Below are 25,262 nucleotides of genomic sequence, written 5' to 3'. Positions count from 1 at the left end.
TGCCATCGTTGCCATCTTCCCGGTTGATCAGATAAGATAGAACAGAGTGAGAATATGGCAGATAGGAGAAGATGATCAATGCTTGCCAAACATAAATTAGCCCGCATCAATGAACTGGCAAAAAAAGCGAAAACGTCCGGCTTGTCGGCCGAAGAGGCCTTCGAGCAAGCGAAGCTTCGCCGTGAATACATTCAAGCGTTCCGCAAGGCCATGACCGACATGCTCCATACAGTGACCGTCATCGACCCGAACGGCAATGACGTGACGCCGAAAAAATTAAAGGAAAGCCAGCGGCGGCGCTTCCATTAAACGGTCGAAAGAGGGGTGGCCCGGAAAATAACGTTGTACAAGCCGATCGATTTTCTATATGATAGTAAATGACACCATGTTGATGAAAGGGAGGAAGACGATGGCGCATTCAATCGAGGAATTGGCGATTACGACGATTCGAACGCTGTCGATTGACGCGATCGAAAAAGCGAAATCCGGTCACCCGGGCATGCCAATGGGCGCGGCGCCGATGGCGTACACGCTTTGGACGAAATTTATGAATCATAACCCGGCGAATCCAAACTGGTTCAACCGCGACCGGTTTGTCTTGTCAGCGGGACACGGATCGATGCTGCTTTACAGCTTGTTGCATTTAAGCGGCTACGATGTCACGATGGATGACTTGAAGCAGTTCCGCCAATGGGGAAGCAAAACGCCGGGGCATCCGGAATACGGCCACACGCCGGGGGTGGAAGCGACGACGGGACCGCTCGGCCAAGGGATCGCGATGGCGGTCGGCATGGCCATGGCGGAGCGGCATTTGGCGGCTACATACAACCGCGACGGGTTTGAGATCATCAACCATTATACGTACGCCATTTGCGGCGACGGCGACTTGATGGAAGGCGTGGCGAGCGAAGCGGCGTCACTCGCCGGCCACTTGAAGCTCGGTCGTCTGATCGTCCTGTATGACTCGAACGACATTTCGCTGGACGGGGAGCTCAATCTGTCGTTCTCGGAAAACGTCGCCCAACGTTTCCAAGCGTACGGTTGGCAATATTTGCGCGTTGAGGACGGCAACAATATTGAAGAAATTGCCAAAGCGCTCGAGGAGGCGAGGGCGGACCTTGACCGGCCGACGCTCATTGAAGTCAAAACAACGATTGGCTATGGCGCGCCAAATAAAGCGGGCACGTCCGGCGTCCACGGCGCTCCGCTCGGCGCCCAAGAGGCGAAGCTGACGAAGGAAGCGTACCGCTGGACGTTTGCTGAAGATTTTTATGTACCGGAAGAAGTATATGCCCATTTCCGAGAAACAGTGCAAGAGGCCGGTGCGAAAAAAGAAGCGGAATGGAACGAACAGTTCGCCTCGTACGAACGGGCGCATCCGGAGCTGGCCGCCGAGCTGAAGCGGGCGATTGAAGGGAAGCTTCCGGATGGCTGGGAGGCGGCGCTGCCGGTGTATGAAGCGGGCAAAAGCCTGGCGACCCGCTCATCGTCCGGGGAAGTGATCAACGCCATCGCCAAAGCGGTGCCGCAATTGTTTGGCGGTTCGGCGGACTTGGCAAGCTCGAATAAAACGCTCATCAAAGGCGGCGGCAACTTCTTGCCGGACAGCTACGAAGGGCGCAACGTTTGGTTTGGCGTGCGCGAATTTGCCATGGGGGCGGCGCTGAACGGCATGGTGCTTCACGGCGGGTTGAAAGTGTTCGGCGGCACGTTCTTCGTGTTCTCTGACTATTTGCGTCCGGCGATCCGCTTGGCGGCGCTGATGGGCTTGCCGGTCATCTACGTCTTGACGCACGACAGCATCGCCGTCGGCGAAGACGGCCCGACGCACGAGCCGATCGAACATCTCGCTTCACTTCGGGCGATGCCGAACTTGTCGGTCATCCGACCGGCTGATGCCAATGAAACGGCGGCCGCATGGCGGCTGGCGCTCGAATCGACGGACAAGCCGACTGCGCTCGTCTTGACGCGTCAAGATGTGCCGACGTTGGCGGCAACAGCTGAGTTGGCGTATGAAGGCGTGAAAAAAGGTGCGTACGTCGTTTCACCGGCGAAAAACGGCGCTCCGGAGGCGCTGTTGTTGGCGACTGGCTCGGAAGTCGGTCTGGCCGTCAAAGCGCAAGAAGCGCTTGCCGCTGAGGGCATCCATGTCTCCGTCATCAGCATGCCATCGTGGGACCGCTTCGAAGCGCAGCCCAAATCGTACCGCGATGAAGTGCTTCCGCCGGCCGTGACGAAGCGGCTCGCCATTGAAATGGGCGCGTCGCTAGGTTGGGAGCGCTACGTTGGCGCCGAGGGCGACATTTTGGCCATCGACCGATTCGGTGCTTCCGCTCCGGGAGAGAAAATCATGGCTGAGTATGGCTTTACGGTTGACAACGTCGTCCGCCGCACAAAAGCGCTGCTCGGCAAGTAACCGGAAAGCTGCCCTTGCGTTGTTGCAGGGGCAGCTTGTTTTTGTGAAAGATGGCTGCGCCTTGGTCAAGTATTTTCGAGGTTGAATCGAGGGCGAAGGCTTGTTCATGGCGTGTTGGCCTGTTTGCGGCCGCATGGCTGTCTTAAACAAAAATCGACAATGTTAGTGAAAAAACTTGCCGTCAATAGACATATTTTTCCCCTTTCCTTTTCTATAATAGAAAATAGATTGAACAGAAATGGGGGATGGGGCATGGTCCGCTATTGGATTTATTTGTTGAATGACGATGTGGCATCGCATTACCGTCATCGGGCGGAAAAAATTGTCGAACTGCTTCGTGAGCATCAATACGCGAAAGCGCCGCTGAAGGCGATTTGCCGCAAGCAAGTTGAATTTATCACCGAACGGCTGTCCTTTTCGCGTCTGGAACTTGGCTTAAAGCAACATTTTGCCGGTCGCGTCGGCAAAAATTTGGAGCGCAATATGTTTGTTTTGCAAACCGATGCCGGCGAGGAAGCGCTGCTTGTCGTGCAAAAGCGCCGCTTGCTTCTTGTCGCCGACAGCGCGCCGCTTGCCGCGGACATCGGGCGGGCGCTCGCTCGGCTTTCGCCGACGTTTTTGGCGGTCGATGCCGATTTTGCCGACTACTACTGGCTGTCTGCGCCTCGGCAAGGAAGAAAATTTGCGTAATGACAAGATTTTTGTCGCGAAATATTGTCTAATGGCGCATCGTTTAGTACACTGTTAGGGAGACAACAAGAAGGAGGAAAATCGCTGTTATGTGGGGTACGATTCTCGTTGGCGTGCTGGCGCTCATCGCCGGGGTGGCGATCGGATTTTTCGTCGCCCGCAAAACGATGATCAATTATTTGAAGAAAAACCCGCCGATCAATGAACAAATGATTCGCATGATGATGATGCAAATGGGAATGACGCCATCCCAGAAGAAAATCAATCAGATGATGAAAATGATGAACAATCAACTGAAATAAGCGAAACGGACACTCGATCGAGAGTGTCTTTTTATTTTGCTAAAATGTTCTTTCAAAATTTTTCTAGTTTTGTTACAATAATATGGCGATTGTTCGTCAGCCAAATGAAAGGAGGGCGGGCCTTATGCGCGTATTTCGCGATTTGTTTTGGTTTTTCCGCCAAGAAAAGAAGGCGTATATCACTGGCATTTTCGTGCTTGTCATCGTGGCGTTTTTGGAGACCGTCCCGCCGAAAGTGATCGGCTTGTTGGTCGATCATATGAAAAACGGCACGATGACAAAAGAAGTGCTCATCCGTTGGATCGCCGTCCTCGCCGCCGTTGCGGCGGCGCTTTACGGGCTCCGCTACGCTTGGCGCATTTTCATTTTCGGTTCAGCGGTCAAGCTTGCCCGCCAGCTGCGAAACGAGCTGTATCAGCATTTTACGAACATGTCGCCGTCGTTTTACCAGCGGAAGCGGATCGGCGATTTGATGGCCCATGCGACGAACGATTTGCAGGCGATTCAGCAGACGGTCGGAAGCGGAATTTTGACGCTTGTTGACTCAGTGACGCTTGGCGGGTTCGTGTTGGCGACGATGGCGTTTTCGATCAGCTGGAAGCTGACGCTCATCAGCCTATTGCCGATGCCCGTGATGGCGGCGGCGACAAGCCGCTACGGAACGATGCTCCATCGCCGGTTTTTGACGGCGCAAGAAGCGTTTTCGTCGCTGAACGACAAGGTTCAGGAAAGCATCAGCGGCATTCGCGTGATCAAGGCGTTCGGTTATGAGAAACAAGATGTGGAAGCGTTTCGCCGTCAATCGGAAGACGTCGTGGCGAAAAACATCGCTGTCGCCAAAATTGACGCCTTGTTCGACCCGACGATCGGCCTGCTTGTCGGGCTGTCGTTTTTTCTTGCTGTGGCGTTTGGCAGTCAAATGGTTTTGGCGGGCGAATTGACGATCGGCGAGCTTGTGTCGTTTACGACCTACCTTGGCCTGCTCATTTGGCCGATGCTGGCGTTCGGCTGGCTGTTCAACATCGTGGAGCGAGGGCGCGCTTCGTACGACCGAGTGAGGGCGCTGTTGGCCGAGCGGGACGAAATCGTCGAGCGCCTTGATGCCGTGGATGTTCCGCCAAAAGGGGACATTGAATACCGTGTTTGCCGGTTCGTCTATCCGGGAGAGACAAAGCCGGCGCTCGAGGACATTCATTTTTCGCTGGAGCGCGGGGCGACGCTTGGCGTGGTCGGCAAAACAGGGGCGGGCAAAACGACGCTGCTTCGCCTGCTGTTGCGCGAGTTTGACGGCTATGACGGCGAGATTCGCTTCGGCGGCCGCGACATCCGCGATTATACGCTTTTCGCGCTCCGTTCGGCGATCGGCTACGTGCCGCAAGACCATTTCTTGTTTTCTGCCTCTGTCCGCGACAACATCGCCTTTGCCAAGCCGGAAGCCAGAGAGGACGAGGTCGTCCGGGCGGCGCGGCTGGCCGACATCCATGAGGACATTTTGCAGTTTCCCGACGGGTATGAGACAGTCATCGGCGAGCGCGGAGTTTCCCTATCCGGCGGGCAAAAACAGCGGCTGTCCATCGCCCGGGCGCTTCTCATTGACCCAGAAGTGCTCATTTTTGATGACGCGTTGTCGGCTGTGGATGCGAAGACCGAGGCGCGGATTTTAGCGGCGCTCAAACAGGAGCGGCGCGGAAAAACGACGATCATCGCCGCTCATCGTTTAAGCGCGGTTGAGCATGCCGATTGGATTCTCGTCCTTGACGGGGGACGAATTGTGCAGGCCGGAACGCACGAGCAGCTGATGACAGAAGACGGCTGGTATCGTGACATGCACCGGCGCCAACAGCTTGAGGCGCTTGCGGAGTAACAACAGACCTGAACGTTCGAGCTCCCGCCAAAAACGAGCGGAGCAAAAAGCTTGAAAATACAAGTTGTTTGTGAAATAGGGGGAAGTGGATGAACGACCGATGGTTGACAACAAAAGAGCAGCGGCGCGTTTTATGGCGGCTGCTCGCTTATATGGGAAGATACAAAAAAGAAACGGCGCTTGCCTTTACGCTTCTTCTGTTGGCAACGGCCGGGGAGCTTTCCGGCCCGTATTTGGTGAAAGTGTTCATTGACGACTATTTGGTGCCGGGCCGCCTTGCTTTTGGACCGGTGGCGGCGCTGGCCGCCGCCTATCTCGGCGTGCTCGTCTTGAAAACGATCATTTCCTACTTCCAGCTTGTCGAGTTTCAGCGGCTCGCTTTGCACGTCATTCAAGCGCTGCGGATGGATGTGTTTGCGAAAGTGCACCGGCTCGGGATGAGCTATTTTGACCGGACGCCGGGCGGAAGCATCGTTTCGCGGGTGACGAACGATACAGAAGCGATCAAGGACATGTTCATCAGCGTCCTAGCGGCCTTTGTGCAAAACGGCTTGTTTGTCATCGGCGTGTTTGTCGCCATGTTTTCGCTTGATGCTAAGCTTGCGTTGTTTTGCCTGTTCATCCTCCCGGCGATCGCGTTCATCATGCACACATACCGACGCTACAGCTCGGTGTTTTATCAAGAGATGCGCGAACGGCTGAGCGAACTGAACGCCAAATTGAACGAATCGCTGCAAGGAATGGCCGTCATTCAAGCGTTTCGCCAGCAGCATCGTTTATATCGAGAGTTTGCCGCCGTCAATGAAGCGCACTACAAGGCGGGGATGAAAAACATCCATCTCGATGGCCTGCTGCTTCGGCCGGCGATCGATGTGGTGTATATGTTGTCAATCATAGTGGTTCTCAGCTTTTTTGGCATCACGGCGCTTGATGGCCCAGTTGAGATTGGCGTGCTGTATGCGTTTGTCAACTATTTGGAGCGCTTTTTCGAACCGGTGACGCAAATGATGATGCGCCTGTCTCTTTACCAGCAGGCGATCGTTTCCGCCTCTCGCGTGTTTGCCCTTCTTGATCATCAAGAAGAAGCGCCGGCCAATCCAAATTGGTCGCCGCATGCGATCGAGCGCGGGGAAATCGAATTTCGGGATGTCAGCTTTTCCTACGACGGCAAACGGGATGTGCTGAAACGGCTGTCGTTTGTCATCCGTCCAGGGCAGACGGTCGCGTTTGTCGGCCATACCGGTAGCGGCAAAAGTTCGATCATCAACTTGCTCATGCGTTTTTATGAGTTTGACCGCGGCGATATTTTGCTTGACGGCCGGTCGATCCGCGATTACTCGCGCGCCGAGCTGCGCCGCCGCCTCGGCCTTGTCTTGCAAGATCCGTTTTTGTTTTATGGGACGGTCAAAGAGAACATTCGCATGTATCATCAGGAACTGGACGACGAAGCCATTCAGGAGGCCGCTCGGCTCGTGCAGGCCGATGCGTTTATTGAGCAATTGCCTGATCGTTACGACCATGTGCTCGCCGAGCGCGGGGCGACGTTATCAAGCGGTCAGCGCCAGCTTCTTTCCTTTGCTCGCACGATCGCTGCTGATCCGAAAATTTTGGTGCTCGATGAGGCGACCGCCCATATTGACACCGAAACAGAGGAAGCGATTCAAGATGCGCTCATGCGCATGCGGAAAGGGCGGACGACGATCGTCATCGCCCACCGTCTATCAACGATTCAAGACGCCGATCAAATTTTCGTCCTCCACCGCGGCGAAATCATCGAGTGCGGCACGCATCAGCAACTGCTGGGGCAAAAAGGGCTTTACTACCAAATGTACTTGCTGCAAAACGGCCTTGTCGACATTCATGCGTAAATGGCGGCGTTTTGTCCCTGCTTGGAATAAAAAGAAGAAAGCGCCACATCCCGCCTAGCGGGAGGCGCTTTGTTTTCGCTGTTTCATTTGTTCACGCTGATAGGCGTTGAGCAGTGTGTCGAGCTCTTTGCTGATTTTCATGGCCGCCGCCGAGTTTAACCCCGTTTTGGCCACCGTGTCGACAAGCTCCATCCGCTTTTGTTCAATCAAGGTCAACAATTTGCATTTCGGCACGAATCGACCGTCCTTTGCTTGAAGTATTGTGTATGGTGCTTTATACTATTTTATCAGTGAACGCCAAAATGGAAAATAGAAAAATTGACCAGGAACACTGAGAAACACGTTACGGGAAGAAGGAATTCTGCTAAAATAAAAAGTAAAAAAGCAGGGGCTGGTTCACCAATGAATGATCTCAATCTATTTTTAGCGTTCGGCGCCGGGTTTTTGTCGTTTATTTCCCCGTGCTGCTTGCCGCTTTATCCGGCGTTTTTATCGTATATCACCGGCGTGTCGGTCAGCGAGTTGAAAGAGGAAAACGCGATGCTGAACCGCCGCAGCTTATGGCATACGCTTTGCTTTTTGCTTGGCTTCTCGCTCATTTTTATCTCGCTTGGCTTTGGCACCTCGCTGCTTGGGAGGCTGTTTGTTGATTATCAAGATGCGATCCGGCAAATCGGCGCGGTCGTGATCGTCGCTCTCGGCCTCGTCGTCGCCGGGCTGTGGAAGCCGGCGTTTTTGCTGAAAGACCGGCGCATTTCGTTTCGTGAACGGCCATCGGGATATGTCGGCTCCGTGCTGATCGGCATGGCGTTCGCTGCCGGTTGGACGCCGTGCATGGGGCCGATTTTGGTGGCGGTTGTCGCTCTAGCCGCCACCAATCCGGGCTCAGGAATGGTGTATATGCTTGCTTATACGCTCGGATTTGCCGTTCCGTTTTTCATGTTGTCCTTTTTTATCGGCAAGCTGCAATGGATCCGCCGCCATAGCGCATCCATCATGAAGGCGGGCGGCTATGTCATGGTGGCGATGGGCATCCTTTTGTATTTTGACTGGATGACAAAGCTGATTGCTTATACGACAAGCTTGTTTGGCGGTTTCACCGGTTTTTAGCGGCTGTTGTTGGAGGAATATCGTTGAGGAGAGGGCGATGGAAAGATGGCTGCCATTTTAATTGCTGACGATGCGAAATTTATGCGGGTGACGCTCACTCGCATACTGGAAAAAACGGATCACACCGTAGCCGGTGAGGCGGAAAACGGCAAAGAGGCGGTCGAGCTGTATCGCCGTCTGCGCCCCGATCTTGTCATCATGGACATTACGATGCCGGTCATGAATGGGATTGAAGCGGTGCGGGCGATTAAAGAGATCGATCCCAGGGCAAAAATCATCATCTGCTCGGCGCTCGGGCAGCAGCGTATGGTCGTTGAGGCCATTGAAGCCGGAGCGGCCGATTTCATCGTCAAGCCGTTTGAAGAAACCCGCGTGCTCGAGGCGATCGCCCGTCTTTTGTAAGCGGTCTTCGGCTCTGTACGGCATAGGAAGACGCCGTTTATGAGCGCCGGGAAGACAGCTGGCTGCGTTCCGCTTGGCAACCGAGAGGGATGAAGCGAGCGCGATATTTGGCGAGGGTGGAGGCGGCTTTAGAGGACGGTAGGCAAGCGAAGTGTTTTTTGCTATAATGGCGTTGTTCGTGAATTTTGTCGGAAGAAGGTGATGGCTTTGGCGCTTGTTACATCGCTCATCGCCGTTGTGATGGCGTTTTTCATCTTTTTTGTGCGCATGAAGGCGTCGGAAAAGCCGACGAATGCCAAAAAAATTATTTTGCCACCGCTGTTTATGAGCACCGGAGCGCTGATGTTCATCGATCCGGTCTTTCGCGTTACGCGCGGGGAACTGATCGAGGCGGTCATTCTCGGCCTGTTCTTCTCGCTGTTTCTCATTAAAACGTCGAAATTTGAAATCCGCGGCAATGAGATTTATTTGAAACGCTCAAAATCCTTTATTTGGATTTTGCTCGGGTTGATTGTCATTCGTCTTGGCTTGAAAACGTATTTAGGACGAACGATCGACTACCGCCAGTTAAGCGGCATGTTTTATTTGCTCGCGTTTTCGATGATCGTCCCATGGCGGATTGCGATGTATGTTTCGTATCGAAAGCTGGCGGCGCAGCTGAAACCGCCCGTGCTGACCTAAAGAGGGTGTCCCAAAACGATCGGGCACCCTTCTTTATCTTCATAATATCGCCACAAAATATGGAATCATGTTGCATTTCGTTTAAGAGGAATGACGCTTTTGGGTCAGCTCCTTTTGGCTGGGCAGGCTGCCATGGCGAAGGCTCCCCCTGTCTCTGCTTGCCGTGCAGCTTTGTGCATAAAAAAAGCCGCTTATATCCAGTTCCCAATCTTAAGGCTGGTCAGCGGCTTTCCAATAAATGTTGATAAGGGGCGAGATCGATGTTTTTCGCTTGCAATGTCCGGATCAAAAATTTATGATCGCGCTTCGGCGTTGCCATGATATAGCCGCGGATCAGCAAGTCGCGTGTGATGCGCGGCGCCTGCTCCTTCAAGGCAAGCTCGCCGATTTTGCCGGCAATCTTTTGCCGCGCGACGTCGCGGAACAATTCCGGCACAGGGCGAACCAATTCCTCAAGCAGCGCTTTTTCTTCTTCCCCCCATAAATGGCGCGTCTGTTCAATGTAATATTCCTGCCAGTCGAGCTCCGATTTTCCATCTTCTTTCGGCAGCCGCTTCAAAAACTTGCGGAACATGAAAAAGCCGCCGATCGACATCATGACAAGCAAAAAGACGACCCAAAGCAAAATAAACCAAAGAAACCATCCGGTCAGCACGATTCCCACCCCAACATGATGATCAACTGGTTTGCCATCGGCAAGATTCGTCTACTATTATGTCGAAAAGCTTGCTGTTTGGCAAGTTTCAAACGGCGGCCTGTTACGAATCGTAACGCAACTGTAATGCAACTGTAAAAAAGCTTGTCCCGCCTTACAGCGCCAATGGATGGACAGCCTCCGGCCGCTTTATGTGGAAAATATATACAGTGACGTTCCCTTCTTTGCCTGCTAATCTAGTAAACAGAAAAAAGCCAAAAGGCAACGATGAGGGGGATGCGCAGAGTGAAAAAGACGATTGCAGCGCTCGCGATCACTTGCTGTATGGCGTTAAGCTCTCATGGGCTGTCGGCGGAAGCGGCTGGCTCGTATACATACTATCAAGTGAAAAAAGGCGATACGTTGTCGAAGATCGCCAAACAATATCATACAACAGTGGCTTCACTAAAATCGCTGAACGGTTTAAAAACGGATATGATCGGCATCGGCGCGAAATTGAAAGTGCCGGCTGCGGCGAAGCGGTCGGCTTCGGCGCCGGCCAAGAAGAAATCGATCTCATTAAGCGCCGCTGACCGGAAGCTGCTCGCCCAGCTTGTGCAAGCGGAGACCGGTTCGAGCGAGCCGTTTGCCGGCAAGGTGGAAGTGGCGCTTGTCGTTTTAAACCGCACCAAACATCCGGAATTTCCAAAGACGGTGCGCGGCGTCATTTATCAAAAAACGGAATCTGGATACGCGTTTGTCCCAGCCAAAACGGGGAAATTGACCCGCATCCAGCCGACCAGGCAAGATTACGAGGCGGTCGACAAGGCGTTGGCCTTATTCCCAAACGATCGCCGCGGCTCGCTTTATTTCTACAATCCGAAAATCACAAAAGACAAATGGATGTTGTCGCGTCCGGTGACGATTCGCATCGGGCACCATGTCTTCACGAGATGAACGGGGTCGAATAAGGCCTCGTTCTTTTGTTTTGTGCATAGCGGCAGCCGGTGGTGACGCTTCTTGTGGTGCATGCCCAAGATCATTCATTTCATGACGGCGATCACGGTCAAGGATTTAGCCGCTGAATTCGTGGAGCTGTATGAAGCGCTCAAGCGGCAAGCAGCCGAATCATAATCGCCGTCGGCCGGCTTGTTCACCGGGTGAGGATGATTCGCTTCAACAGGAATGAACCCAAGGCGGGCGGCAACGGGATGTTCTAGCGGCCGCCCGTTTTTCTAATTTTACAATAATTTTATTATGTAAAAATAATGGCGCCAGCCGTTCAGCCCGCCCGGCTGCCGCCGGTCTCGGCTGAACGGAGAAGGAAAACTCCGCTTGTTTGCGTCACATATCGTGGCTTGTGTTGTGCTTTTGCCGTGTGTGATTGTGATTTTTCACTTTTTTCGAACCGTCAAGCGGCTCCGGCTGTCCAGGGTTGTCGCCTTTCAGGGCGTTTTTGCGCATATCTTTGCCGTCGTTTTTGTTCGTCATGTCCTGTCCCTCCTTTATCCGTTAGCATGTGGCGTTGTGTTTTCGCTTATTCGGCGCATAATTTGCGCTTGGTTTGAAACGATAAGTAGTGAGCGACTGCGATGACTGCGAAGGAGGGACGAGCCATGGTGTACCATAAAACGAAGCAAGAGGCGTTTCAAGCAGCGCAAAAGGCGACGATGGAAGCGAAAGAATGGCACGATCACTTGGTGCGTGATCAAGCCGACTACGGCCACCAGCTGGCCCATCTTCGGCAAGAAGTAAACGAGGCGTTCGCCCAAATTGAAAACGCGCTCGAAGTGGCCTCGGAAACGCAGCGCGTGCAGCTCGAAAAATTCCGCAACGATTTGCAGGCAATTGTGAATGAAGTGAATCAAAACGAGTAAGGGAATGCCGACGGCGGACATTCCCTTTTTGCCTGCTATGGCAGACCGGGATGGCGAAATGGCCGCCACACTATTGGTTCTTTTTTCGTTTTTTGTTGTTTTGGCGCTGTGCTTCTGTCAGCGGTTCATTGGAAAACTCTTCATTGTAGCCGGCGCCCATCCCTTGCGCTTTCGCAGCGTTCATGCCGGGGATGACGTGGTTCGCTTTCCGTTTGCCCATGTTTTGTTCACCTCCGCTTCTAGTTTGCGACGAAACGGCCGCCTTATTCCTCTTTTGCCGCCGTTAAGGAAGCCAGAGCCAGCCCGTGAGACACTGGAAATCATTATTTACAACTTGTGCTGTTCTATAATAAGATAAAGTCGTGCCGAACTTTATGGGGATTGGGAGAATTCATGCTATTTTTTCGACTTTTGTGCGAAAAAATAGTATAGTATTATTGTGAAGTGAAGGGGGTTATACATATGGCGAAACAAGATGTGTTCAACGCCCGCTCTTCATTCGAAGTCAACGGTAAAAAATACAATTATTACCGTTTGCAAGCGCTTGAAGAAGCGGGCATCGGCCAGGTGAGCCGCCTGCCGTACTCGATCAAAGTATTGCTTGAATCGGTGCTTCGCCAAGTCGACGGGCGCGTTATCACGAAAGAGCACGTCGAAAACTTGGCGAAATGGGGAACGCCGGAAATGAAAGACATCGACGTGCCGTTTAAGCCGTCGCGCGTCATTTTGCAAGACTTCACCGGCGTGCCGGCCGTCGTCGATTTGGCTTCGATGCGCAAAGCGATGGCGGATCTAGGCGGCGATCCGTACGAAATCAACCCGGAAATTCCGGTTGATCTCGTCATCGACCACTCGGTGCAAGTCGACCGCTACGGGTCAGACGATGCGCTCGAGTACAACATGGATTTGGAATTCAAACGGAACGCCGAACGGTACAAGTTTTTGAAATGGGCGCAAAAAGCGTTTGACAACTATCGCGCCGTTCCGCCGGCAACGGGGATCGTCCACCAAGTGAACTTGGAATATTTGGCAAGCGTCGTTCACGCGGTCGAAGGGGAGAACGGCGAGTACGAAGCGTTCCCGGATACGCTTGTCGGCACGGACTCGCATACGACGATGATCAACGGCATCGGCGTCCTCGGTTGGGGGGTCGGCGGCATTGAAGCGGAAGCCGGCATGCTCGGCCAACCGTCGTACTTCCCGGTGCCGGAAGTCATCGGCGTCCGCCTGACAGGCAAGCTGCCGGACGGAGCGACGGCCACTGACTTGGCGCTTAAGGTGACGCAAGTGCTCCGGAAAAAAGGCGTCGTCGGCAAATTCGTTGAATTTTTCGGACCAGGAGTGGCGACTTTGCCGCTGGCCGACCGGGCGACGATTGCCAACATGGCGCCGGAATACGGGGCAACGTGCGGCTTCTTCCCGGTCGACGCTGAAGCGCTTGACTATTTGCGCTTAACCGGCCGCGACGAACATCACGTTCAAGTCGTCGAAGCGTATTGCAAAGCGAACGGTTTGTTCTACACGCCGGATGCACCGGAGCCGGTGTTTACGGATGTGGTGGAAATCAACTTGTCGGAAATTGAAACGAACTTGTCTGGCCCGAAACGGCCGCAAGACTTGATTCCGCTCTCGAAAATGAAACAGTCGTTCCGCGACGCGGTGAAAGCGCCGCAAGGCAACCAAGGCTTTGGTTTGACGGAAGCGGACTTGGATCGGGAAATTACGGTCGAGTTAAACGGCGAACAAGTGAAATTGAAAACGGGCGCGGTCGTCATCGCGGCGATCACAAGCTGTACGAACACGTCCAACCCATACGTGCTTGTCGCCGCTGGTTTAGTGGCGAAAAAAGCGGTCGAAAAAGGCTTGCAAGTGCCGAAATACGTGAAAACGTCGCTCGCGCCGGGTTCGAAAGTCGTCACCGGCTACTTGCGCGATTCGGGCTTGCTTCCGTATCTCCAACAGCTCGGCTTCAACATCGTCGGCTACGGCTGCACGACATGCATCGGCAACTCGGGTCCGCTTGCGCCGGAGCTCGAAAAAGCGCTCGCGGAAAGCGATCTGCTCGTGACAAGCGTCCTGTCCGGCAACCGGAACTTTGAAGGCCGCATCCACCCGCTTGTCAAAGGCAACTATTTGGCATCCCCGCCGCTTGTTGTGGCCTATGCGCTCGCCGGCACGGTCGACATTGACTTGCTTAGCGAGCCGATCGGCAAAGGCAAAGACGGCAGCGACGTCTATTTCCGCGACATTTGGCCGTCGATGGAAGAAGTGAAAGACGTCGTCAAACGGGCGGTCGATCCGGAACTGTTCCGCAAAGAATATGAGCGCGTGTTCGACGGCAACCCGCGCTGGAACGCCATCGAAACGACGGACGAGCCGCTCTACCAATGGGATGAAAACTCGACGTACATTCAAAATCCGCCGTTCTTTGAAGGCTTGTCGCCGGAAGTGCGCAAAGTCGAACCTCTCACCGGCTTGCGCGTCGTCGGCAAGTTCGGTGATTCGGTCACGACTGACCATATTTCGCCAGCTGGGTCGATCGGCAAAAACACGCCGGCAGGCCAATATTTGATCTCGAAAGGCGTCGAGCCGAAAGATTTCAACTCGTACGGTTCGCGGCGCGGCAACCATGAAGTGATGATGCGCGGCACGTTCGCCAACATCCGCATCCGCAACCAAATCGCGCCGGGCACGGAAGGCGGCTATACGACGTACTGGCCGACCGGCGAAGTGATGTCGATGTACGATGCGTGCATGAGATACAAACAAGACGGCACCGGGCTTGTCGTCATTGCCGGCAAAGACTACGGCATGGGCAGCTCGCGCGACTGGGCGGCGAAAGGGACGTTCTTGCTCGGCATCAAAACGGTCATCGCCGAAAGCTTTGAGCGCATCCATCGCTCGAACCTCGTGTTGATGGGCGTCCTGCCGCTGCAATTCAAAGAAGGCGAAAATGCGGAGACGCTCGGCTTGACGGGCAAAGAAGTGTTCGAAGTCCACATTGATGAAAACGTCAAACCTCGCGATCTCGTCAAAGTGACGGCGACGAACCCGGATACGGGTGAGACAAAAGAATTTGAAGTGATCGTCCGTTTTGACAGCGAAGTCGAAATCGACTACTATCGCCACGGCGGCATTTTGCAAATGGTGTTGCGCGAAAAATTGGCGAAAGTGAAACAATAACGACAAAAAGCAGGCTTCCATACGGGAAGCCTGCTTTTATTTGGTGTTGAGCTTTTTCGCGGCGTTCTCAAGCTTGCTCTTTGGATCCGGGGTGAACGTTCCGTCTTGGCCAAAGCCTTGCGGGTTGACGCCCGGCGCCTTCGTGCCGCGGTTTCGGCCGCCGTTTTTCGCCATCGTTTTCACCTCCACTCGGATAGTATGGCCGATCGGGGTGAAAATATAAGCAAAGCACGGCCGACAAAGGAGAGAGAAACCATGAACAAAGGATTAAAAACGGCGCTCGCGACGATTGCACTGGCACAATTTTTAAAAATTCCGATCAAGCAGCTTGAGACAGGCCGGTGGGACTGGCGGCTCTTTTTCGAAACAGGCGGAATGCCAAGCTCCCACTCTGCCGGTGTTTCCGCCTTAGCGACATTGATCGCCCTCGAGCGAGGTGTGCGCACGATCGATTTTGCCTTGGCCGCGTTGTTTGGACTGATCGTCATGTACGATGCGCAAGGGGTGCGGCGCCAAGCGGGCGAACTCGCCCTTCGCTTGAACGAGCTTGCCGAGGAAGTGAAAAAGTTAGAAGGAGATCCAAAACAAACCGTTTATCACAAACGACAGCGGCAGCTGCGCGCCCGACTCGGGCACGAGCCGATCGAAGTCGTCGGCGGGGCGCTCCTTGGAATGGCGACTGGCGCAATTTCGCATTGGGCGTGCCGCCGCCGGCGAACCTTTTAAGTGGTGAAGGGAGGAGGCGTACGCGGATCGGAATAAGCGGGAAGCGAGGCGCCTAGCAGAAAAAAGCTGTCCCGCTTTTTAGGCGGGGCAGCTTCTGCCGCCGCTACGATGAGATGTTCCGCTTTTCCCGCCACCGTCTGCCCCAGAGGCGCATGCTTGGCAGTTCGGCGAACATCATGCCGGCCAAAATCGCAGCGCCGCCAAGCCAGGCCGATGGCGACAGCCGCTCTCCAGCCCAAAGGTAGGCGGTCAAAGCAGCGAACACCGGCTCCATGGCGAAAATCAGCGCGACATGGGCGGGAGTCGTATATTTTTGCACCGCCGTTTGGATGAGAAACGCCGCGGTCGTCGCCAGCAGCGATGTCACAGCGAGCGCCTCCCATACTTCCGGACGGCGGAGCACGGCTATGTTCCACATGTCGGCGGCATCTTCAAACCAAAAGGCAAAGAGGAAACAAAGCGCGGCGACGGTAAAAATTTGCACCATGGTCAACAGCATCGTCGAATGCTGAGAGGAATAGCGGCCGGTGACGATAATGTGCATGGCAAAGGAAACAGCGCAAAGAAAGACAAAGAAATCGCCCTGATTGAACGACAGCTCCGCTCCCCCTGTCAGCCAATACAGGCCGAACGCGGCAAGTGCCGCTCCAACCACCGCATTCACAGACGGTTTTTGCTTTAAGATCAAAAAGGAAAACAATGGAACGAGCACAACGCTCAGTCCGGTAATAAAGCCGGCTTTCGAGGAAGTGGTATAAAGCAGTCCGATCGTTTGGAATGCGTAGCCGCAAAACAGCCATAGCCCCATCCACGCCCCAGCGCCGATGACTCGCCATGACAACTGGCCGAAGAGTGGGCGGGAAGCGGCAGCGATCCAGGTGAGAAGCAACAAGCCGGCCAAACTGAAGCGAACGGCGTTAAATGACAACGGCTTCAAAAACGAGATGGCATTTTGGACGACGACGAACGTCGCCCCCCAGACGAACGTCACCATGAGCAGACTCAGATCGGCTATGGTTTGACGCTTCAATTCGAATCCTCCCTCTTCATATGCTTGCGCCCCATCTCATTTTGGGTGCTAGCCGCTAGTGTACCACAAGTAGGCCGAAAAAGATAGATATTTTGGAAAAAAGATGGGCGCCTGCGGCAAAATGGTTGATACAAGAAGAATTTGCGCATAATATTAGGTAATGAACAAGGGCGCAAGTGTGGTAAAATAAAAACCAGCTCCGATCATCGCCACGCGGAAGGGTGACAATGCGTTGGACGTACAAATCCACTGGACGTATATCACGCCGAAAAAACAAGAGGCGTTTCTTGTCTCCGATTGGGTCGATGCCAAAAAGGCGCTCGCCTTGGCGGATGATTTTGAAAAAACCGGGCGGACGAAAACAGTGGAGTTCGTCGATCGAAACGGCACGGTGTGGTCAAAAAAAGAGCTGCAAAAGCTGCTTGAGGAGATCGCCGGCGAGCCGCATGAGATCGTTGTGTATTTCGACGGCGGCTTTGACCATGAGACGTCCCAAGGCGGCGCCGGCGCGGTCGTATACTATAAGCAAAACGACCATCACTATCGGCTGCGCGCCAACCGCCGGCTTGGTGAAATCAAATCCAATAATGAGGCGGAATATGCAGCGTTTTGGTTTGTCATGCAGCTGCTCGAGGAACTTGGCGTTCATCATTTGCCGGTGACGTTCCGCGGCGACTCCCACGTCGTGTTAAAGCAGCTGTCCGGCGATTGGCCGTGTTTTGAGGACGATTTCAACATCTGGCTTGACCGCATTGAAGCGAAAATACGCGAGCTTCACATCGAACCGGCGTACGAGCCGATTTCGCGCAAACAAAATAAAGAGGCGGATTCGCTCGCCCGCCAGGCGCTTGAAGGGCAGATCATCACAAGCCGAACGGAATTGACAGGGAAAGGGTAAGGTCGTATGGGAAAGAAGCGGAACCGACGCAAAGAAATATTGGATCAAATCGCATGGCTGGAGGAAACGTACTGCGATGGCTGCTTTTTAAAAAGCACGTTCCGGAAAGAGTACGGCAAAACGTACGCCCAATCGTTTTGCATCCAGCAATGCACGGTTGGGGAACAAATGCAGCAGTACGGGGAGATGCTTCTATCAGCGCCGCCGCGTCCGCGTCGGTCATGAAGGAATTTTTTCAAGAGGCGGTTGGTGCGGGCGATCGGAGCCCCAATCTGCGCCTTCGCGAGCGTGGGGCGGTGCCGGCTGCGACCAGGCAAGCTTTGGCGTTTGAACGGAAGAAGCGGATGCGCTGCGAAGGCCGGTGATTGACAGAACATACGTTTTAACATAGAGAAACCTCAAAAGCAGTTCTTCTTTTCACTCCAAAAGGAAATCGCTGTTTGTCCTCCGCCTTAATAGATGCAATTTAACGTTTTCACATTTGCAGCTTTTACTGAGCATTGGATCGACTTCACGCCAAGGCGTGACGAAGGCAAGCAAAGGCTTGCCCTCGACAGTCGAAACATTGATAAGTGGCTTTTTTTTGTCAAAGAAAAGATATAACGTTTTGGTTGCATCTATATAGATGCAATTTGAAGCTTTACCATTTGCAACTTTTACCGAGTATTTGAACGACTGTCGGGCGACCGAACAACGCCGCTTAAAGACCCATATATGGGTCTGTGAAGCAGGCGGTTGTTCGGTCCTCCGTCACGCCAAGGCGTGACGGAGAAGCCTGTGGCTTTCCTCCGACAGTCGAAAAGAGGGCAACCGCTTTTCCGTCAAGGATATGGTAAACTTCTTCGTTGCATCTATATATATCGTTTTGCTGTTATTGCTGCGCCTCGCGAAGCTGGTGCTCGGCGCGGGCCAGTTTTTGTTCGCACTGGGCGAGAAAGTCGCCGTCGACGCCAGTCGCCTGTTGACGGGCGCGAGCGAGTTGGCCGCGGGCGTTTTCGATCGCTTCTTTAGCGTGGTTGAGCATCTCTGGATCGAGCTGCATCGTCGCTTGGCCGACCATTTTTTCCGCCGTTTCGACGAACATTTCCACTTGCTTTACGTCGTTGTATCCCGTATGTACGTCGGCATCGCGTCTGGCCATATGAACACCTCCCTTTCTTTATTGTTTACCGTTTGATGGAATCTATGCAAATCGCAATGAAAAAGGCACCCTGCTTAAACAGAGTGCCTCTCGTTCCGCTCCCGTTCTCTCGTCTATGTCAACGAAGTCTTATAATTTGACAACGTTTGCTGCTTGCGGTCCGCGGTTTCCTTGGACGATTTCAAACGAAACTTCTTGGCCTTCTTCTAACGTTTTGAACCCTTCACCTTGGATCGCCGTGAAGTGAACGAATACGTCGGAACCGCCTTCCACTTCGATGAAACCATAACCTTTTTCGTTGTTAAACCATTTTACTTTACCACGTTGCATAATACTGAATTCCTCCTAATACCTTTAGCCTGTTCGGCTAACCTCAAGATTTTTATCAAATAACAAAATATACTTCACAGCCATCCAAGATGCGTCTTCATGTTGAATGCTTGAAATATATTCTGTTATGTGATGACTTTACTATACACTATTCGGAGCTGCCGCGTCAAGCAAAAGAAAGGAAATTTCCGAAAAAAGTGGCTCCCCCGCTGAAAAAATGCCGTCCAGCAAAGGAAAATGGGCCGCTGGGGAGAAAAAAGTCATGAGCGGGCAACAACGGCCATACATTGGAATAGGAACGACGAAAAGGGGGAGAAGCGGATGTACCGCGGAAAAATCGCGGGAAAAGAAGTGATCGTTCGATTGGGCAACCGGGTCAGCCGCCGCTATTTCAGCGACAATAAAATTTACCACATGGTTCTTTCGTACGGAGAGTCGGCGTTTCGCAAAGGGCAGGATATGTTTTGCATTTACAACGATCGCGTCGGCTTGATTGTCGCCGAGGTCGAGCAACAGGACGTTCCTGTCATTCGAATCGATTACATTATCGAAAACGAAAATGTGTACGAATAATCAATTGACAGCGGAAGACGAATGCGGTAATCTCGAATGTAAGCGGTAACAAAACAAGCCGCATTCGTCCCTGCTTCTCCCAGGGGCAGACGTGCCGCGAGAGCATCGTCTGTTTCTTTTTTGGCTCGCGTTGAAACAGGCGGCTTCGTTTTTTCGTATGATGGTATGACAAGAGAGACAAAGAGGTGACTGCGGTGTTATTGCGCAAAATGATGTCAAGAGTCGGAGTCGGGTCGGCGCACGTCGACTTGATCTTGAATAAATCGTTATGGCGCCAAGGGGAAACGATCGAAGGGACCGTCCACATTTACGGCGGAACGGTGGAACAAAGGATCGAGCGGCTTGATGTGGAGCTCGTGCAAAAAACGATCGAAAACGGCAAGGAACTGGATGCCTTTGTCGCCGTCATTCCGGCGGCTGGAGCGTTTTCGATCAAGCCGGGCGAGAAAAAGGAGATCCCGTTTTCCTACACGATTCCGGAAACGTTGCCGCCATCGCGCCCCGGCCGGTCGTATCGGTTCATCACCCGCCTTCATATCGAAGACGCGGTCGACACGCTCGACTTCGATTATGTGCAAATTTTGCCGAAGAAATAGGTTGACAGCGTTTTCAACAGATGATATGCTAAAAGCAAGTTAATACGTTGTGGTGGAGAAGCGGAGACCCACACATATTCCTCGTTGATGAGCGGGGAAGTGTGTGGGTTTTTGCTTTTTCACCCAACGGTTCACCCTCCGGAGGGGCTGGACAAGCAGGAAATGACAGAAAACATCACGAAATGAAGAAAAGGAGGAAGAGAACAAATGTCGCCATTTTTAGGGGAACTCATCGGCACGGCCCTGCTCATCATTTTCGGCGCGGGTGTGTGCGCCGGGGTCAACTTGAAAAAATCATACGCGGCCAATTCGGGCTGGATTGTCATTACGATGGGGTGGGGGCTGGCGGTGGCCGTGGCCGTATACGCTGTCGGCCGGTATAGCGGCGCCCATCTCAATCCAGCGCTGACAGTGGCACTGGCCATAAGCGGCGATTTCCCATGGAAAGATGTGCCTGGCTATGTATTGGCGCAAGTGCTTGGCGCGATGGTTGGGGCTGCCGTCGTCTATCTCCACTATTGGCCGCATTGGAAGGAAACAGACGACCCGGGTGTCAAGCTTGGCGTGTTTGCGACGGGTCCGGCCGTGCCGGATGCGGCTGCCAACTTGCTTAGCGAGATCATCGGAACGTTTGTGTTGGTTTTGGCCATCTTGGCCATTGGCGCCAACCAATTCGCCGATGGACTCAATCCATTTATCGTTGGTTTTTTGATCGTGGCGATCGGCCTGTCGCTCGGCGGTACGACGGGATACGCCATTAATCCGGCCCGCGACTTTGGACCTCGCTTAGCCCACTTTTTGTTGCCAATCCCAGGGAAAGGGTCATCGAATTGGGCGTATGCGTGGGTGCCGATCGTCGGACCGCTGCTTGGGGGTGCGTTAGGCAGTTTGGTCTATAAAGCCGTTTTCTTGGGAAAACCGACAGGCGCATTATGGGGAGTGCTGGCGGCAACCGCAGCCGTTTTGGCGGCGGCGAAGATGACAAAAGGGAGGACGGCAAGCGCCGCAAGCCGCCGTTCTCTCTAGTTGGCGTACGGGGTTTGTAAGCAAATAAAGAAGAAGGGGGAAGAATGTCATGAATCAATACATTTTAGCCATCGACCAAGGCACAACGAGCTCGCGCGCGATTTTGTTCAATCAAAAGGGCGAAATCGTTCATATGGCGCAAAAAGAGTTTACGCAATATTTTCCGCAGCCCGGCTGGGTCGAGCACAACGCCAATGAAATTTGGGGATCGGTGCTTGCTGTCATTGCGAGCGTCTTGTCCGAAGCGCAAGTGAAGCCGGAACAAGTGGCAGGGATCGGGATTACGAACCAACGGGAGACGACGGTGGTGTGGGAGAAAGACACCGGCAACCCGATTTACAACGCCATCGTCTGGCAGTCGCGGCAGACGGCCGATATTTGCGATGAACTGAAGGCGAAAGGGTATGACCCGTTGTTTCGCAAAAAAACCGGCTTGCTTATTGACGCCTATTTTTCCGGGACAAAAGTGAAATGGATTTTGGACCATGTCGACGGAGCGCGCGAACGTGCGGAACGCGGCGAATTGCTTTTCGGCACGATTGATACGTGGCTCATTTGGAAGCTGTCCGGCGGCCGCGCCCATGTAACCGATTACTCGAACGCGTCGCGCACGTTGATGTTCAACATTCATACGCTCGAGTGGGATGACGAGCTGCTTGATATCCTAGGCGTACCGAAGGCGATGCTTCCCGAGGTTCGGCCGTCGTCGGAAGTGTACGCGAAAACCGCCCCTTATCACTTCTTTGGCGTCGAGGTGCCGATCGCCGGGGCGGCGGGCGACCAGCAGGCGGCCTTGTTCGGGCAGGCGTGCTTTACGGAAGGGATGGCGAAAAATACGTACGGCACGGGCTGCTTTATGCTGATGAATACGGGGGAAAAAGCGGTGCAATCGAAACACGGGCTGCTCACAACAATCGCCTGGGGGATTGACGGCAAGGTGGAATACGCCCTTGAAGGCAGCATCTTCGTCGCCGGCTCGGCCATTCAATGGCTGCGCGACGGCTTGCGGATGCTCAAAACCGCAGCGGACAGCGAAGCGTACGCTGAAAAAGTCGAGTCGACCGACGGGGTGTATGTCGTCCCAGCGTTCGTCGGCCTCGGCACCCCGTATTGGGACAGCGAGGTGCGAGGCGCGGTGTTTGGCCTCACGCGCGGCACGACGAAAGAGCATTTCATCCGGGCGACGTTGGAATCGCTCGCCTACCAGACAAAAGATGTGCTTGCCGCCATGGAAGCCGATTCCGGCATCTCGCTGACGACGCTGCGCGTTGATGGCGGGGCGGTGAAAAACAACTTCCTCATGCAGTTCCAGAGCGATTTGCTGGCCGTTCCGGTTGAACGGCCGGTCGTGAATGAAACGACGGCCTTGGGCGCAGCGTATTTGGCCGGATTGGCCGTCGGCTACTGGAACAGCCGGGATGACATCGCCGCCCAATGGCAGCTTGAGCGCCGCTTTGAGCCGAAGATGGATGATGACAAGCGAACGATGCTCTACGATGGCTGGAAAAAAGCGGTGCGGGCGGCGATGGCGTTTAAATGATGGAAAAGGGGCTGACCCAAAAGCGTCATTCCTCTCAAACGAAATACAACATATTGCGCATGATTCATTGTTTCGTGGTGATATATGGTGATGAGCAAGGGTGTCCCGATCCTTTTGGGACACCCCTTTTTGCTGTTTTGGCTTGCACGTTACGGGGGGGAAGAAAAATGAAACAGCATCGCCTTCCTCTGTTTGTCGAGTAAAGCCGAATTTTTTTCTGAATGCGCATTCAACAAGAAAAAAAGCTGAGCCTTTGAAACATCGATATGATAAAACAAAATAATGTTCTAAATAATCATATATGACAAGGATGGGATTACAAAAAAATGTTGAAAATACAAAAAATATCGTGTAATATTATCATAAAATTATATATAGTCTAAAATTTCGTTATACTAAATTTACTTAAAGGGGAAAGGTGCATTGAGCAAACAGCCGTTGTTGGAAATAGAACGACTGCGTGTCTCATTTCAAATCGAGGGCGCTTATTATGCTGCGGTGGACGATGTTTCTTTGGTCATTGAGGAAAACGAAGTCGTTGCCCTTGTCGGCGAGTCGGGGTGCGGAAAAAGCGCTCTCGCTCTTTCGATCATGGGGCTGCACCCGCCGGAGAAGACGAAAGTGGAAGGGCGTCTGCTTTTTAAAGGGACAAATTTGCTGTCGTTGTCTGTTTCTGAATTGAACCGGATTCGCGGCAAGGAGATCGGCATGATTTTTCAAGATCCGCTCACGGCGCTTAATCCGCTCATGACCGTCGGACGGCAAATTGAAGAAAGCATGAATTACCACTTGCGGCTGCCGGCGGAGGAAAAAAAGAAACGAACGATTCGACTTCTTGAGCGAGTTGGCATTCCCGAGCCGGAAAAAGTGTATCACCGTTATCCGCATGAACTGTCCGGGGGAATGCGGCAGCGGGTGGTCATCGCGATTGCCATCGCCTGCGAGCCGTCGCTTTTGATTGCGGATGAGCCGACGACGGCGCTTGATGTGACGATTCAAGCGCAAATTATGGAGCTGCTGAAAGAACTGCAGCGGCAAATGAAGACAAGCATTATATTGATTACTCACGATTTAGGGGTTGTCGCGGAAATGGCCGATCGGGTCGCCGTGATGTATGCAGGCGAAATCGTTGAGCTCGCGGATGTCGACACGATTTTCCACCGGCCGCTTCATCCATACACTCGCTCGTTGCTGCAGTCGATCCCGTCCGCACAAGTGAAAAAAGATCGTCTCCATGTTATTCAAGGGATTGTTCCGCCGCTGCATAAACTGCCTCGCCGAGGATGCCGTTTTCAACCGCGCATCAGCTGGATCGGGGCGGAACAGCACGAGCTGGAGCCGCAGCTGCGCGAAGTGGAGCCAGGACATTGGGTGCGTTGCACGTGCTATCGGCATTTTCACTTTCCCGATGATCAAATGACAAGAGAGGTTGATTACGGTGCTTCTTGACGTGCGGCATTTAAAGGTGCACTATCCGGTGCGCGGCGGGTTTTTTCGCCGCGTCGTCGACCACGTTAAGGCGGTTGACGATGTCAGTTTTTCGTTGAATCGAGGAGAGACATACGGGCTTGTCGGTGAATCAGGATGTGGAAAAACGACAACGGGGCGCACGATCATTGGCCTCATTCGAGCGACGGCTGGCGAGGTGCTGTTTGAAGGAACGGATTTAACGAAGCTGTCCCGCCGCCAGTTTCATCCATATCGCAAGGACATTCAAATGATTTTCCAAGATCCATATTCTTCGCTCAATCCGCGCAAACGTGTGCTCGATATCATCGCTGAGCCGCTGCGAAATTTTGAAAAGCTTTCGCCGCATGAGGAGCGAAAAAAAGTCCAATCCATTCTCGAACGCGTTGGATTAAGCGCTGATTCGATTTATAAATATCCACATGAGTTTTCCGGGGGACAGCGCCAGCGCATCGGCATCGCCCGTGCGCTGATGCTCAATCCGAAGCTGATCATCGCTGACGAGCCGGTGTCGGCGCTTGACGTGTCCGTACAGGCGCAAGTGCTGAATTTTATGAAGGACATTCAACAAGATTACGGTCTTACCTATTTGTTCATCAGCCATGACTTGGGAATCATTCGCCATATGTGCGACCGGATCGGCATCATGTACCGCGGCCGGCTCGTCGAAGAAGGGACGAGCGAAGACATTTTTGCGAATCCGCAGCACATTTACACAAAGCGTCTCTTGTCGGCGATCCCCAACGCCGATCCGCGCGAGCGCGGCAAACAGACGGCGCTGCGCCGCGAAGTGGAACAAGAATATGCGCAAGCGTATTCTCGCTATTTTGATGAAACCGGGCGAGCGTATCCGCTTAAGCCTATATCGCCCACCCACTCTGTGGCTATTCCATAAAGAGGGGAAGACA

General features: G+C 53.4%; 29 protein-coding genes and 1 pseudogene. 22 read left to right on the top strand and 8 right to left on the bottom strand.

Annotated elements, in window-relative coordinates; all coding sequences use genetic code 11:
- Positions 1 to 78: 78 nt before the first annotated feature.
- The 6 genes from B9L19_RS11800 (at position 79) to B9L19_RS11775 (ending at position 7,140) form a co-directional block, all read left to right on the top strand.
- Positions 79 to 309: a DUF896 domain-containing protein gene (locus B9L19_RS11800; protein WP_025951170.1), complete on the top strand. Its 231-nt coding sequence runs from the start codon at positions 79 to 81 to the stop codon at positions 307 to 309.
- Positions 310 to 409: 100 nt separating this feature from the next.
- A complete protein-coding gene (tkt, locus tag B9L19_RS11795) occupies positions 410 to 2,416 on the top strand; it encodes a transketolase (RefSeq protein ID WP_047753324.1) in 2,007 nt (668 codons plus the stop codon).
- 252 nt (positions 2,417 to 2,668) lie between these two features.
- On the top strand, positions 2,669 to 3,106 hold the full coding sequence (gene sirA / locus B9L19_RS11790; RefSeq protein WP_025951172.1) for a sporulation inhibitor of replication protein SirA: 438 nt from the start codon (positions 2,669 to 2,671) through the stop codon (positions 3,104 to 3,106).
- A gap of 89 nt (positions 3,107 to 3,195) precedes the next feature.
- The gene (locus B9L19_RS11785; RefSeq protein WP_011230833.1) at positions 3,196 to 3,408 is read left to right on the top strand and encodes a YneF family protein; all 213 of its coding nucleotides are present in this window, start codon (positions 3,196 to 3,198) and stop codon (positions 3,406 to 3,408) included.
- Positions 3,409 to 3,532: 124 nt separating this feature from the next.
- The gene (locus B9L19_RS11780; protein WP_047753323.1) at positions 3,533 to 5,272 is read left to right on the top strand and encodes an ABC transporter transmembrane domain-containing protein; all 1,740 of its coding nucleotides are present in this window, start codon (positions 3,533 to 3,535) and stop codon (positions 5,270 to 5,272) included.
- Positions 5,273 to 5,361: 89 nt separating this feature from the next.
- Complete coding sequence (locus tag B9L19_RS11775; RefSeq protein ID WP_047753322.1) at positions 5,362 to 7,140, top strand: ABC transporter ATP-binding protein; 1,779 nt, start codon at positions 5,362 to 5,364, stop codon at positions 7,138 to 7,140.
- Positions 7,141 to 7,194: 54 nt separating this feature from the next.
- Here the strand turns inward: B9L19_RS11775 and B9L19_RS11770 are convergent, their stop codons facing one another.
- The gene (locus B9L19_RS11770) at positions 7,195 to 7,374 is read right to left on the bottom strand and encodes an aspartyl-phosphate phosphatase Spo0E family protein (protein ID WP_025951175.1); all 180 of its coding nucleotides are present in this window, start codon (positions 7,372 to 7,374) and stop codon (positions 7,195 to 7,197) included.
- A 168-nt stretch (positions 7,375 to 7,542) separates the two neighbouring features.
- On the opposite strand from B9L19_RS11770, the gene B9L19_RS11765 reads away from it, so the two are divergent.
- The 3 genes from B9L19_RS11765 (at position 7,543) to B9L19_RS11750 (ending at position 9,333) form a co-directional block, all read left to right on the top strand.
- On the top strand, positions 7,543 to 8,250 hold the full coding sequence (locus tag B9L19_RS11765; RefSeq protein ID WP_025951176.1) for a cytochrome c biogenesis protein CcdA: 708 nt from the start codon (positions 7,543 to 7,545) through the stop codon (positions 8,248 to 8,250).
- Between the two features lie 45 nt (positions 8,251 to 8,295).
- Complete coding sequence (locus tag B9L19_RS11760; protein WP_047753320.1) at positions 8,296 to 8,652, top strand: response regulator; 357 nt, start codon at positions 8,296 to 8,298, stop codon at positions 8,650 to 8,652.
- 201 nt (positions 8,653 to 8,853) lie between these two features.
- Positions 8,854 to 9,333, top strand: coding sequence for a CcdC family protein (locus tag B9L19_RS11750; protein WP_371198483.1), 480 nt, complete (start codon positions 8,854 to 8,856; stop codon positions 9,331 to 9,333).
- Positions 9,334 to 9,553: 220 nt separating this feature from the next.
- Here B9L19_RS11750 and B9L19_RS11745 read toward each other — a convergent pair whose 3' ends face one another.
- Positions 9,554 to 9,988 carry a DUF2621 domain-containing protein gene (locus B9L19_RS11745; RefSeq protein ID WP_025951178.1) on the bottom strand — a complete coding sequence of 145 codons (435 nt, stop codon included), beginning with the start codon at positions 9,986 to 9,988 and terminating at the stop codon, positions 9,554 to 9,556.
- 267 nt (positions 9,989 to 10,255) lie between these two features.
- Here B9L19_RS11745 and B9L19_RS11740 point away from each other — a divergent pair, with 267 nt between their 5' ends.
- Together B9L19_RS11740 and B9L19_RS11735 are read left to right on the top strand one after the other, a co-directional pair.
- Complete coding sequence (locus tag B9L19_RS11740; protein ID WP_172643522.1) at positions 10,256 to 10,924, top strand: cell wall hydrolase; 669 nt, start codon at positions 10,256 to 10,258, stop codon at positions 10,922 to 10,924.
- Positions 10,925 to 10,977: 53 nt separating this feature from the next.
- A pseudogene (locus B9L19_RS11735) lies at positions 10,978 to 11,101 on the top strand (PTS lactose/cellobiose transporter subunit IIA); the annotation flags it as partial.
- A gap of 210 nt (positions 11,102 to 11,311) precedes the next feature.
- On the opposite strand, the gene B9L19_RS11730 reads toward B9L19_RS11735, so the two are convergent.
- A complete protein-coding gene (locus B9L19_RS11730; RefSeq protein WP_082131202.1) occupies positions 11,312 to 11,458 on the bottom strand; it encodes a small acid-soluble spore protein P in 147 nt (48 codons plus the stop codon).
- 125 nt (positions 11,459 to 11,583) lie between these two features.
- Between B9L19_RS11730 and B9L19_RS11725 the strand changes: the two genes are divergently transcribed.
- On the top strand, positions 11,584 to 11,844 hold the full coding sequence (locus B9L19_RS11725) for a hypothetical protein (protein WP_047753319.1): 261 nt from the start codon (positions 11,584 to 11,586) through the stop codon (positions 11,842 to 11,844).
- 70 nt (positions 11,845 to 11,914) lie between these two features.
- On the opposite strand, the gene sspO is transcribed toward B9L19_RS11725, so the two are convergent.
- Positions 11,915 to 12,064: a small acid-soluble spore protein SspO gene (gene sspO / locus B9L19_RS11720; protein ID WP_020959472.1), complete on the bottom strand. Its 150-nt coding sequence runs from the start codon at positions 12,062 to 12,064 to the stop codon at positions 11,915 to 11,917.
- A 242-nt stretch (positions 12,065 to 12,306) separates the two neighbouring features.
- Here sspO and acnA point away from each other — a divergent pair, with 242 nt between their 5' ends.
- A complete protein-coding gene (acnA, locus tag B9L19_RS11715; protein ID WP_025951181.1) occupies positions 12,307 to 15,027 on the top strand; it encodes an aconitate hydratase AcnA in 2,721 nt (906 codons plus the stop codon).
- 36 nt (positions 15,028 to 15,063) lie between these two features.
- Here the strand turns inward: acnA and sspL are convergent, their stop codons facing one another.
- Entirely contained in the window at positions 15,064 to 15,201 is a 138-nt protein-coding gene (gene sspL, locus B9L19_RS11710) for a small, acid-soluble spore protein L (RefSeq protein ID WP_047753318.1), read from the bottom strand.
- Positions 15,202 to 15,282: 81 nt separating this feature from the next.
- Here sspL and B9L19_RS11705 point away from each other — a divergent pair, with 81 nt between their 5' ends.
- Entirely contained in the window at positions 15,283 to 15,753 is a 471-nt protein-coding gene (locus B9L19_RS11705; RefSeq protein ID WP_025951182.1) for a divergent PAP2 family protein, read from the top strand.
- 103 nt (positions 15,754 to 15,856) lie between these two features.
- Here B9L19_RS11705 and B9L19_RS11700 read toward each other — a convergent pair whose 3' ends face one another.
- Positions 15,857 to 16,783, bottom strand: coding sequence for a DMT family transporter (locus B9L19_RS11700; RefSeq protein WP_047753317.1), 927 nt, complete (start codon positions 16,781 to 16,783; stop codon positions 15,857 to 15,859).
- 232 nt (positions 16,784 to 17,015) lie between these two features.
- On the opposite strand from B9L19_RS11700, the gene B9L19_RS11695 reads away from it, so the two are divergent.
- Together B9L19_RS11695 and B9L19_RS11690 are read left to right on the top strand one after the other, a co-directional pair.
- On the top strand, positions 17,016 to 17,681 hold the full coding sequence (locus B9L19_RS11695; RefSeq protein WP_025951184.1) for a ribonuclease H family protein: 666 nt from the start codon (positions 17,016 to 17,018) through the stop codon (positions 17,679 to 17,681).
- Between the two features lie 6 nt (positions 17,682 to 17,687).
- Positions 17,688 to 17,906: a zinc-finger domain-containing protein gene (locus B9L19_RS11690; RefSeq protein WP_025951185.1), complete on the top strand. Its 219-nt coding sequence runs from the start codon at positions 17,688 to 17,690 to the stop codon at positions 17,904 to 17,906.
- A 646-nt stretch (positions 17,907 to 18,552) separates the two neighbouring features.
- On the opposite strand, the gene B9L19_RS11685 is transcribed toward B9L19_RS11690, so the two are convergent.
- On the bottom strand, positions 18,553 to 18,822 hold the full coding sequence (locus B9L19_RS11685; protein WP_025951186.1) for a DUF2564 family protein: 270 nt from the start codon (positions 18,820 to 18,822) through the stop codon (positions 18,553 to 18,555).
- Positions 18,823 to 18,951: 129 nt separating this feature from the next.
- Entirely contained in the window at positions 18,952 to 19,152 is a 201-nt protein-coding gene (cspD, locus tag B9L19_RS11680) for a cold-shock protein CspD (RefSeq protein ID WP_003251474.1), read from the bottom strand.
- 321 nt (positions 19,153 to 19,473) lie between these two features.
- Here cspD and B9L19_RS11675 point away from each other — a divergent pair, with 321 nt between their 5' ends.
- From B9L19_RS11675 to B9L19_RS11650, 6 genes are all read left to right on the top strand, one after another.
- Positions 19,474 to 19,725, top strand: a complete 252-nt coding sequence (locus B9L19_RS11675; RefSeq protein ID WP_013145664.1) for a hypothetical protein — start codon at positions 19,474 to 19,476, stop codon at positions 19,723 to 19,725.
- A 194-nt stretch (positions 19,726 to 19,919) separates the two neighbouring features.
- A complete protein-coding gene (locus B9L19_RS11670; RefSeq protein ID WP_025951187.1) occupies positions 19,920 to 20,321 on the top strand; it encodes a sporulation protein in 402 nt (133 codons plus the stop codon).
- 207 nt (positions 20,322 to 20,528) lie between these two features.
- On the top strand, positions 20,529 to 21,347 hold the full coding sequence (locus tag B9L19_RS11665) for an MIP/aquaporin family protein (RefSeq protein ID WP_047753316.1): 819 nt from the start codon (positions 20,529 to 20,531) through the stop codon (positions 21,345 to 21,347).
- 49 nt (positions 21,348 to 21,396) lie between these two features.
- Positions 21,397 to 22,887, top strand: coding sequence for a glycerol kinase GlpK (gene glpK, locus B9L19_RS11660; protein WP_025951189.1), 1,491 nt, complete (start codon positions 21,397 to 21,399; stop codon positions 22,885 to 22,887).
- A 423-nt stretch (positions 22,888 to 23,310) separates the two neighbouring features.
- Positions 23,311 to 24,336 (top strand): ABC transporter ATP-binding protein, encoded by a 1,026-nt coding sequence (locus B9L19_RS11655; RefSeq protein WP_047753315.1) that lies wholly within the window; start codon positions 23,311 to 23,313, stop codon positions 24,334 to 24,336.
- A complete protein-coding gene (locus B9L19_RS11650; protein ID WP_025951191.1) occupies positions 24,326 to 25,249 on the top strand; it encodes an ABC transporter ATP-binding protein in 924 nt (307 codons plus the stop codon). The genes B9L19_RS11655 and B9L19_RS11650 overlap by 11 nt, the downstream gene beginning before the upstream one ends.
- Positions 25,250 to 25,262 lie beyond the last annotated feature (13 nt).

The organism is Geobacillus thermocatenulatus (genome assembly GCF_002217655.1).
In the GTDB taxonomy this organism is placed as follows: Bacteria; Bacillota; Bacilli; order Bacillales; family Anoxybacillaceae; genus Geobacillus; species Geobacillus thermocatenulatus.
The sequence above is the reverse complement of the archived record's forward strand: the minus strand, read 5'-3'. Positions and strand labels throughout refer to the sequence as shown.

Bases quoted from the DNA above. Each gene is read 5' to 3' on its own strand.
- B9L19_RS11800 (WP_025951170.1), top strand. From the start codon at position 79: ATGCTTGCCAAACATAAATTAGCCCGCATCAATGAACTGGCAAAAAAA.
- tkt (WP_047753324.1), top strand. From the start codon at position 410: ATGGCGCATTCAATCGAGGAATTGGCGATTACGACGATTCGAACGCTG.
- sirA (WP_025951172.1), top strand. From the start codon at position 2,669: ATGGTCCGCTATTGGATTTATTTGTTGAATGACGATGTGGCATCGCAT.
- B9L19_RS11785 (WP_011230833.1), top strand. From the start codon at position 3,196: ATGTGGGGTACGATTCTCGTTGGCGTGCTGGCGCTCATCGCCGGGGTG.
- B9L19_RS11780 (WP_047753323.1), top strand. From the start codon at position 3,533: ATGCGCGTATTTCGCGATTTGTTTTGGTTTTTCCGCCAAGAAAAGAAG.
- B9L19_RS11775 (WP_047753322.1), top strand. From the start codon at position 5,362: ATGAACGACCGATGGTTGACAACAAAAGAGCAGCGGCGCGTTTTATGG.
- B9L19_RS11765 (WP_025951176.1), top strand. From the start codon at position 7,543: ATGAATGATCTCAATCTATTTTTAGCGTTCGGCGCCGGGTTTTTGTCG.
- B9L19_RS11760 (WP_047753320.1), top strand. From the start codon at position 8,296: ATGGCTGCCATTTTAATTGCTGACGATGCGAAATTTATGCGGGTGACG.
- B9L19_RS11750 (WP_371198483.1), top strand. From the start codon at position 8,854: ATGGCTTTGGCGCTTGTTACATCGCTCATCGCCGTTGTGATGGCGTTT.
- B9L19_RS11740 (WP_172643522.1), top strand. From the start codon at position 10,256: ATGAGGGGGATGCGCAGAGTGAAAAAGACGATTGCAGCGCTCGCGATC.
- B9L19_RS11730 (WP_082131202.1), bottom strand. From the start codon at position 11,458: ATGACGAACAAAAACGACGGCAAAGATATGCGCAAAAACGCCCTGAAA.
- B9L19_RS11725 (WP_047753319.1), top strand. From the start codon at position 11,584: ATGGTGTACCATAAAACGAAGCAAGAGGCGTTTCAAGCAGCGCAAAAG.
- sspO (WP_020959472.1), bottom strand. From the start codon at position 12,064: ATGGGCAAACGGAAAGCGAACCACGTCATCCCCGGCATGAACGCTGCG.
- acnA (WP_025951181.1), top strand. From the start codon at position 12,307: ATGGCGAAACAAGATGTGTTCAACGCCCGCTCTTCATTCGAAGTCAAC.
- sspL (WP_047753318.1), bottom strand. From the start codon at position 15,201: ATGGCGAAAAACGGCGGCCGAAACCGCGGCACGAAGGCGCCGGGCGTC.
- B9L19_RS11705 (WP_025951182.1), top strand. From the start codon at position 15,283: ATGAACAAAGGATTAAAAACGGCGCTCGCGACGATTGCACTGGCACAA.
- B9L19_RS11690 (WP_025951185.1), top strand. From the start codon at position 17,688: ATGGGAAAGAAGCGGAACCGACGCAAAGAAATATTGGATCAAATCGCA.
- B9L19_RS11685 (WP_025951186.1), bottom strand. From the start codon at position 18,822: ATGGCCAGACGCGATGCCGACGTACATACGGGATACAACGACGTAAAG.
- cspD (WP_003251474.1), bottom strand. From the start codon at position 19,152: ATGCAACGTGGTAAAGTAAAATGGTTTAACAACGAAAAAGGTTATGGT.
- B9L19_RS11675 (WP_013145664.1), top strand. From the start codon at position 19,474: ATGTACCGCGGAAAAATCGCGGGAAAAGAAGTGATCGTTCGATTGGGC.
- B9L19_RS11665 (WP_047753316.1), top strand. From the start codon at position 20,529: ATGTCGCCATTTTTAGGGGAACTCATCGGCACGGCCCTGCTCATCATT.
- glpK (WP_025951189.1), top strand. From the start codon at position 21,397: ATGAATCAATACATTTTAGCCATCGACCAAGGCACAACGAGCTCGCGC.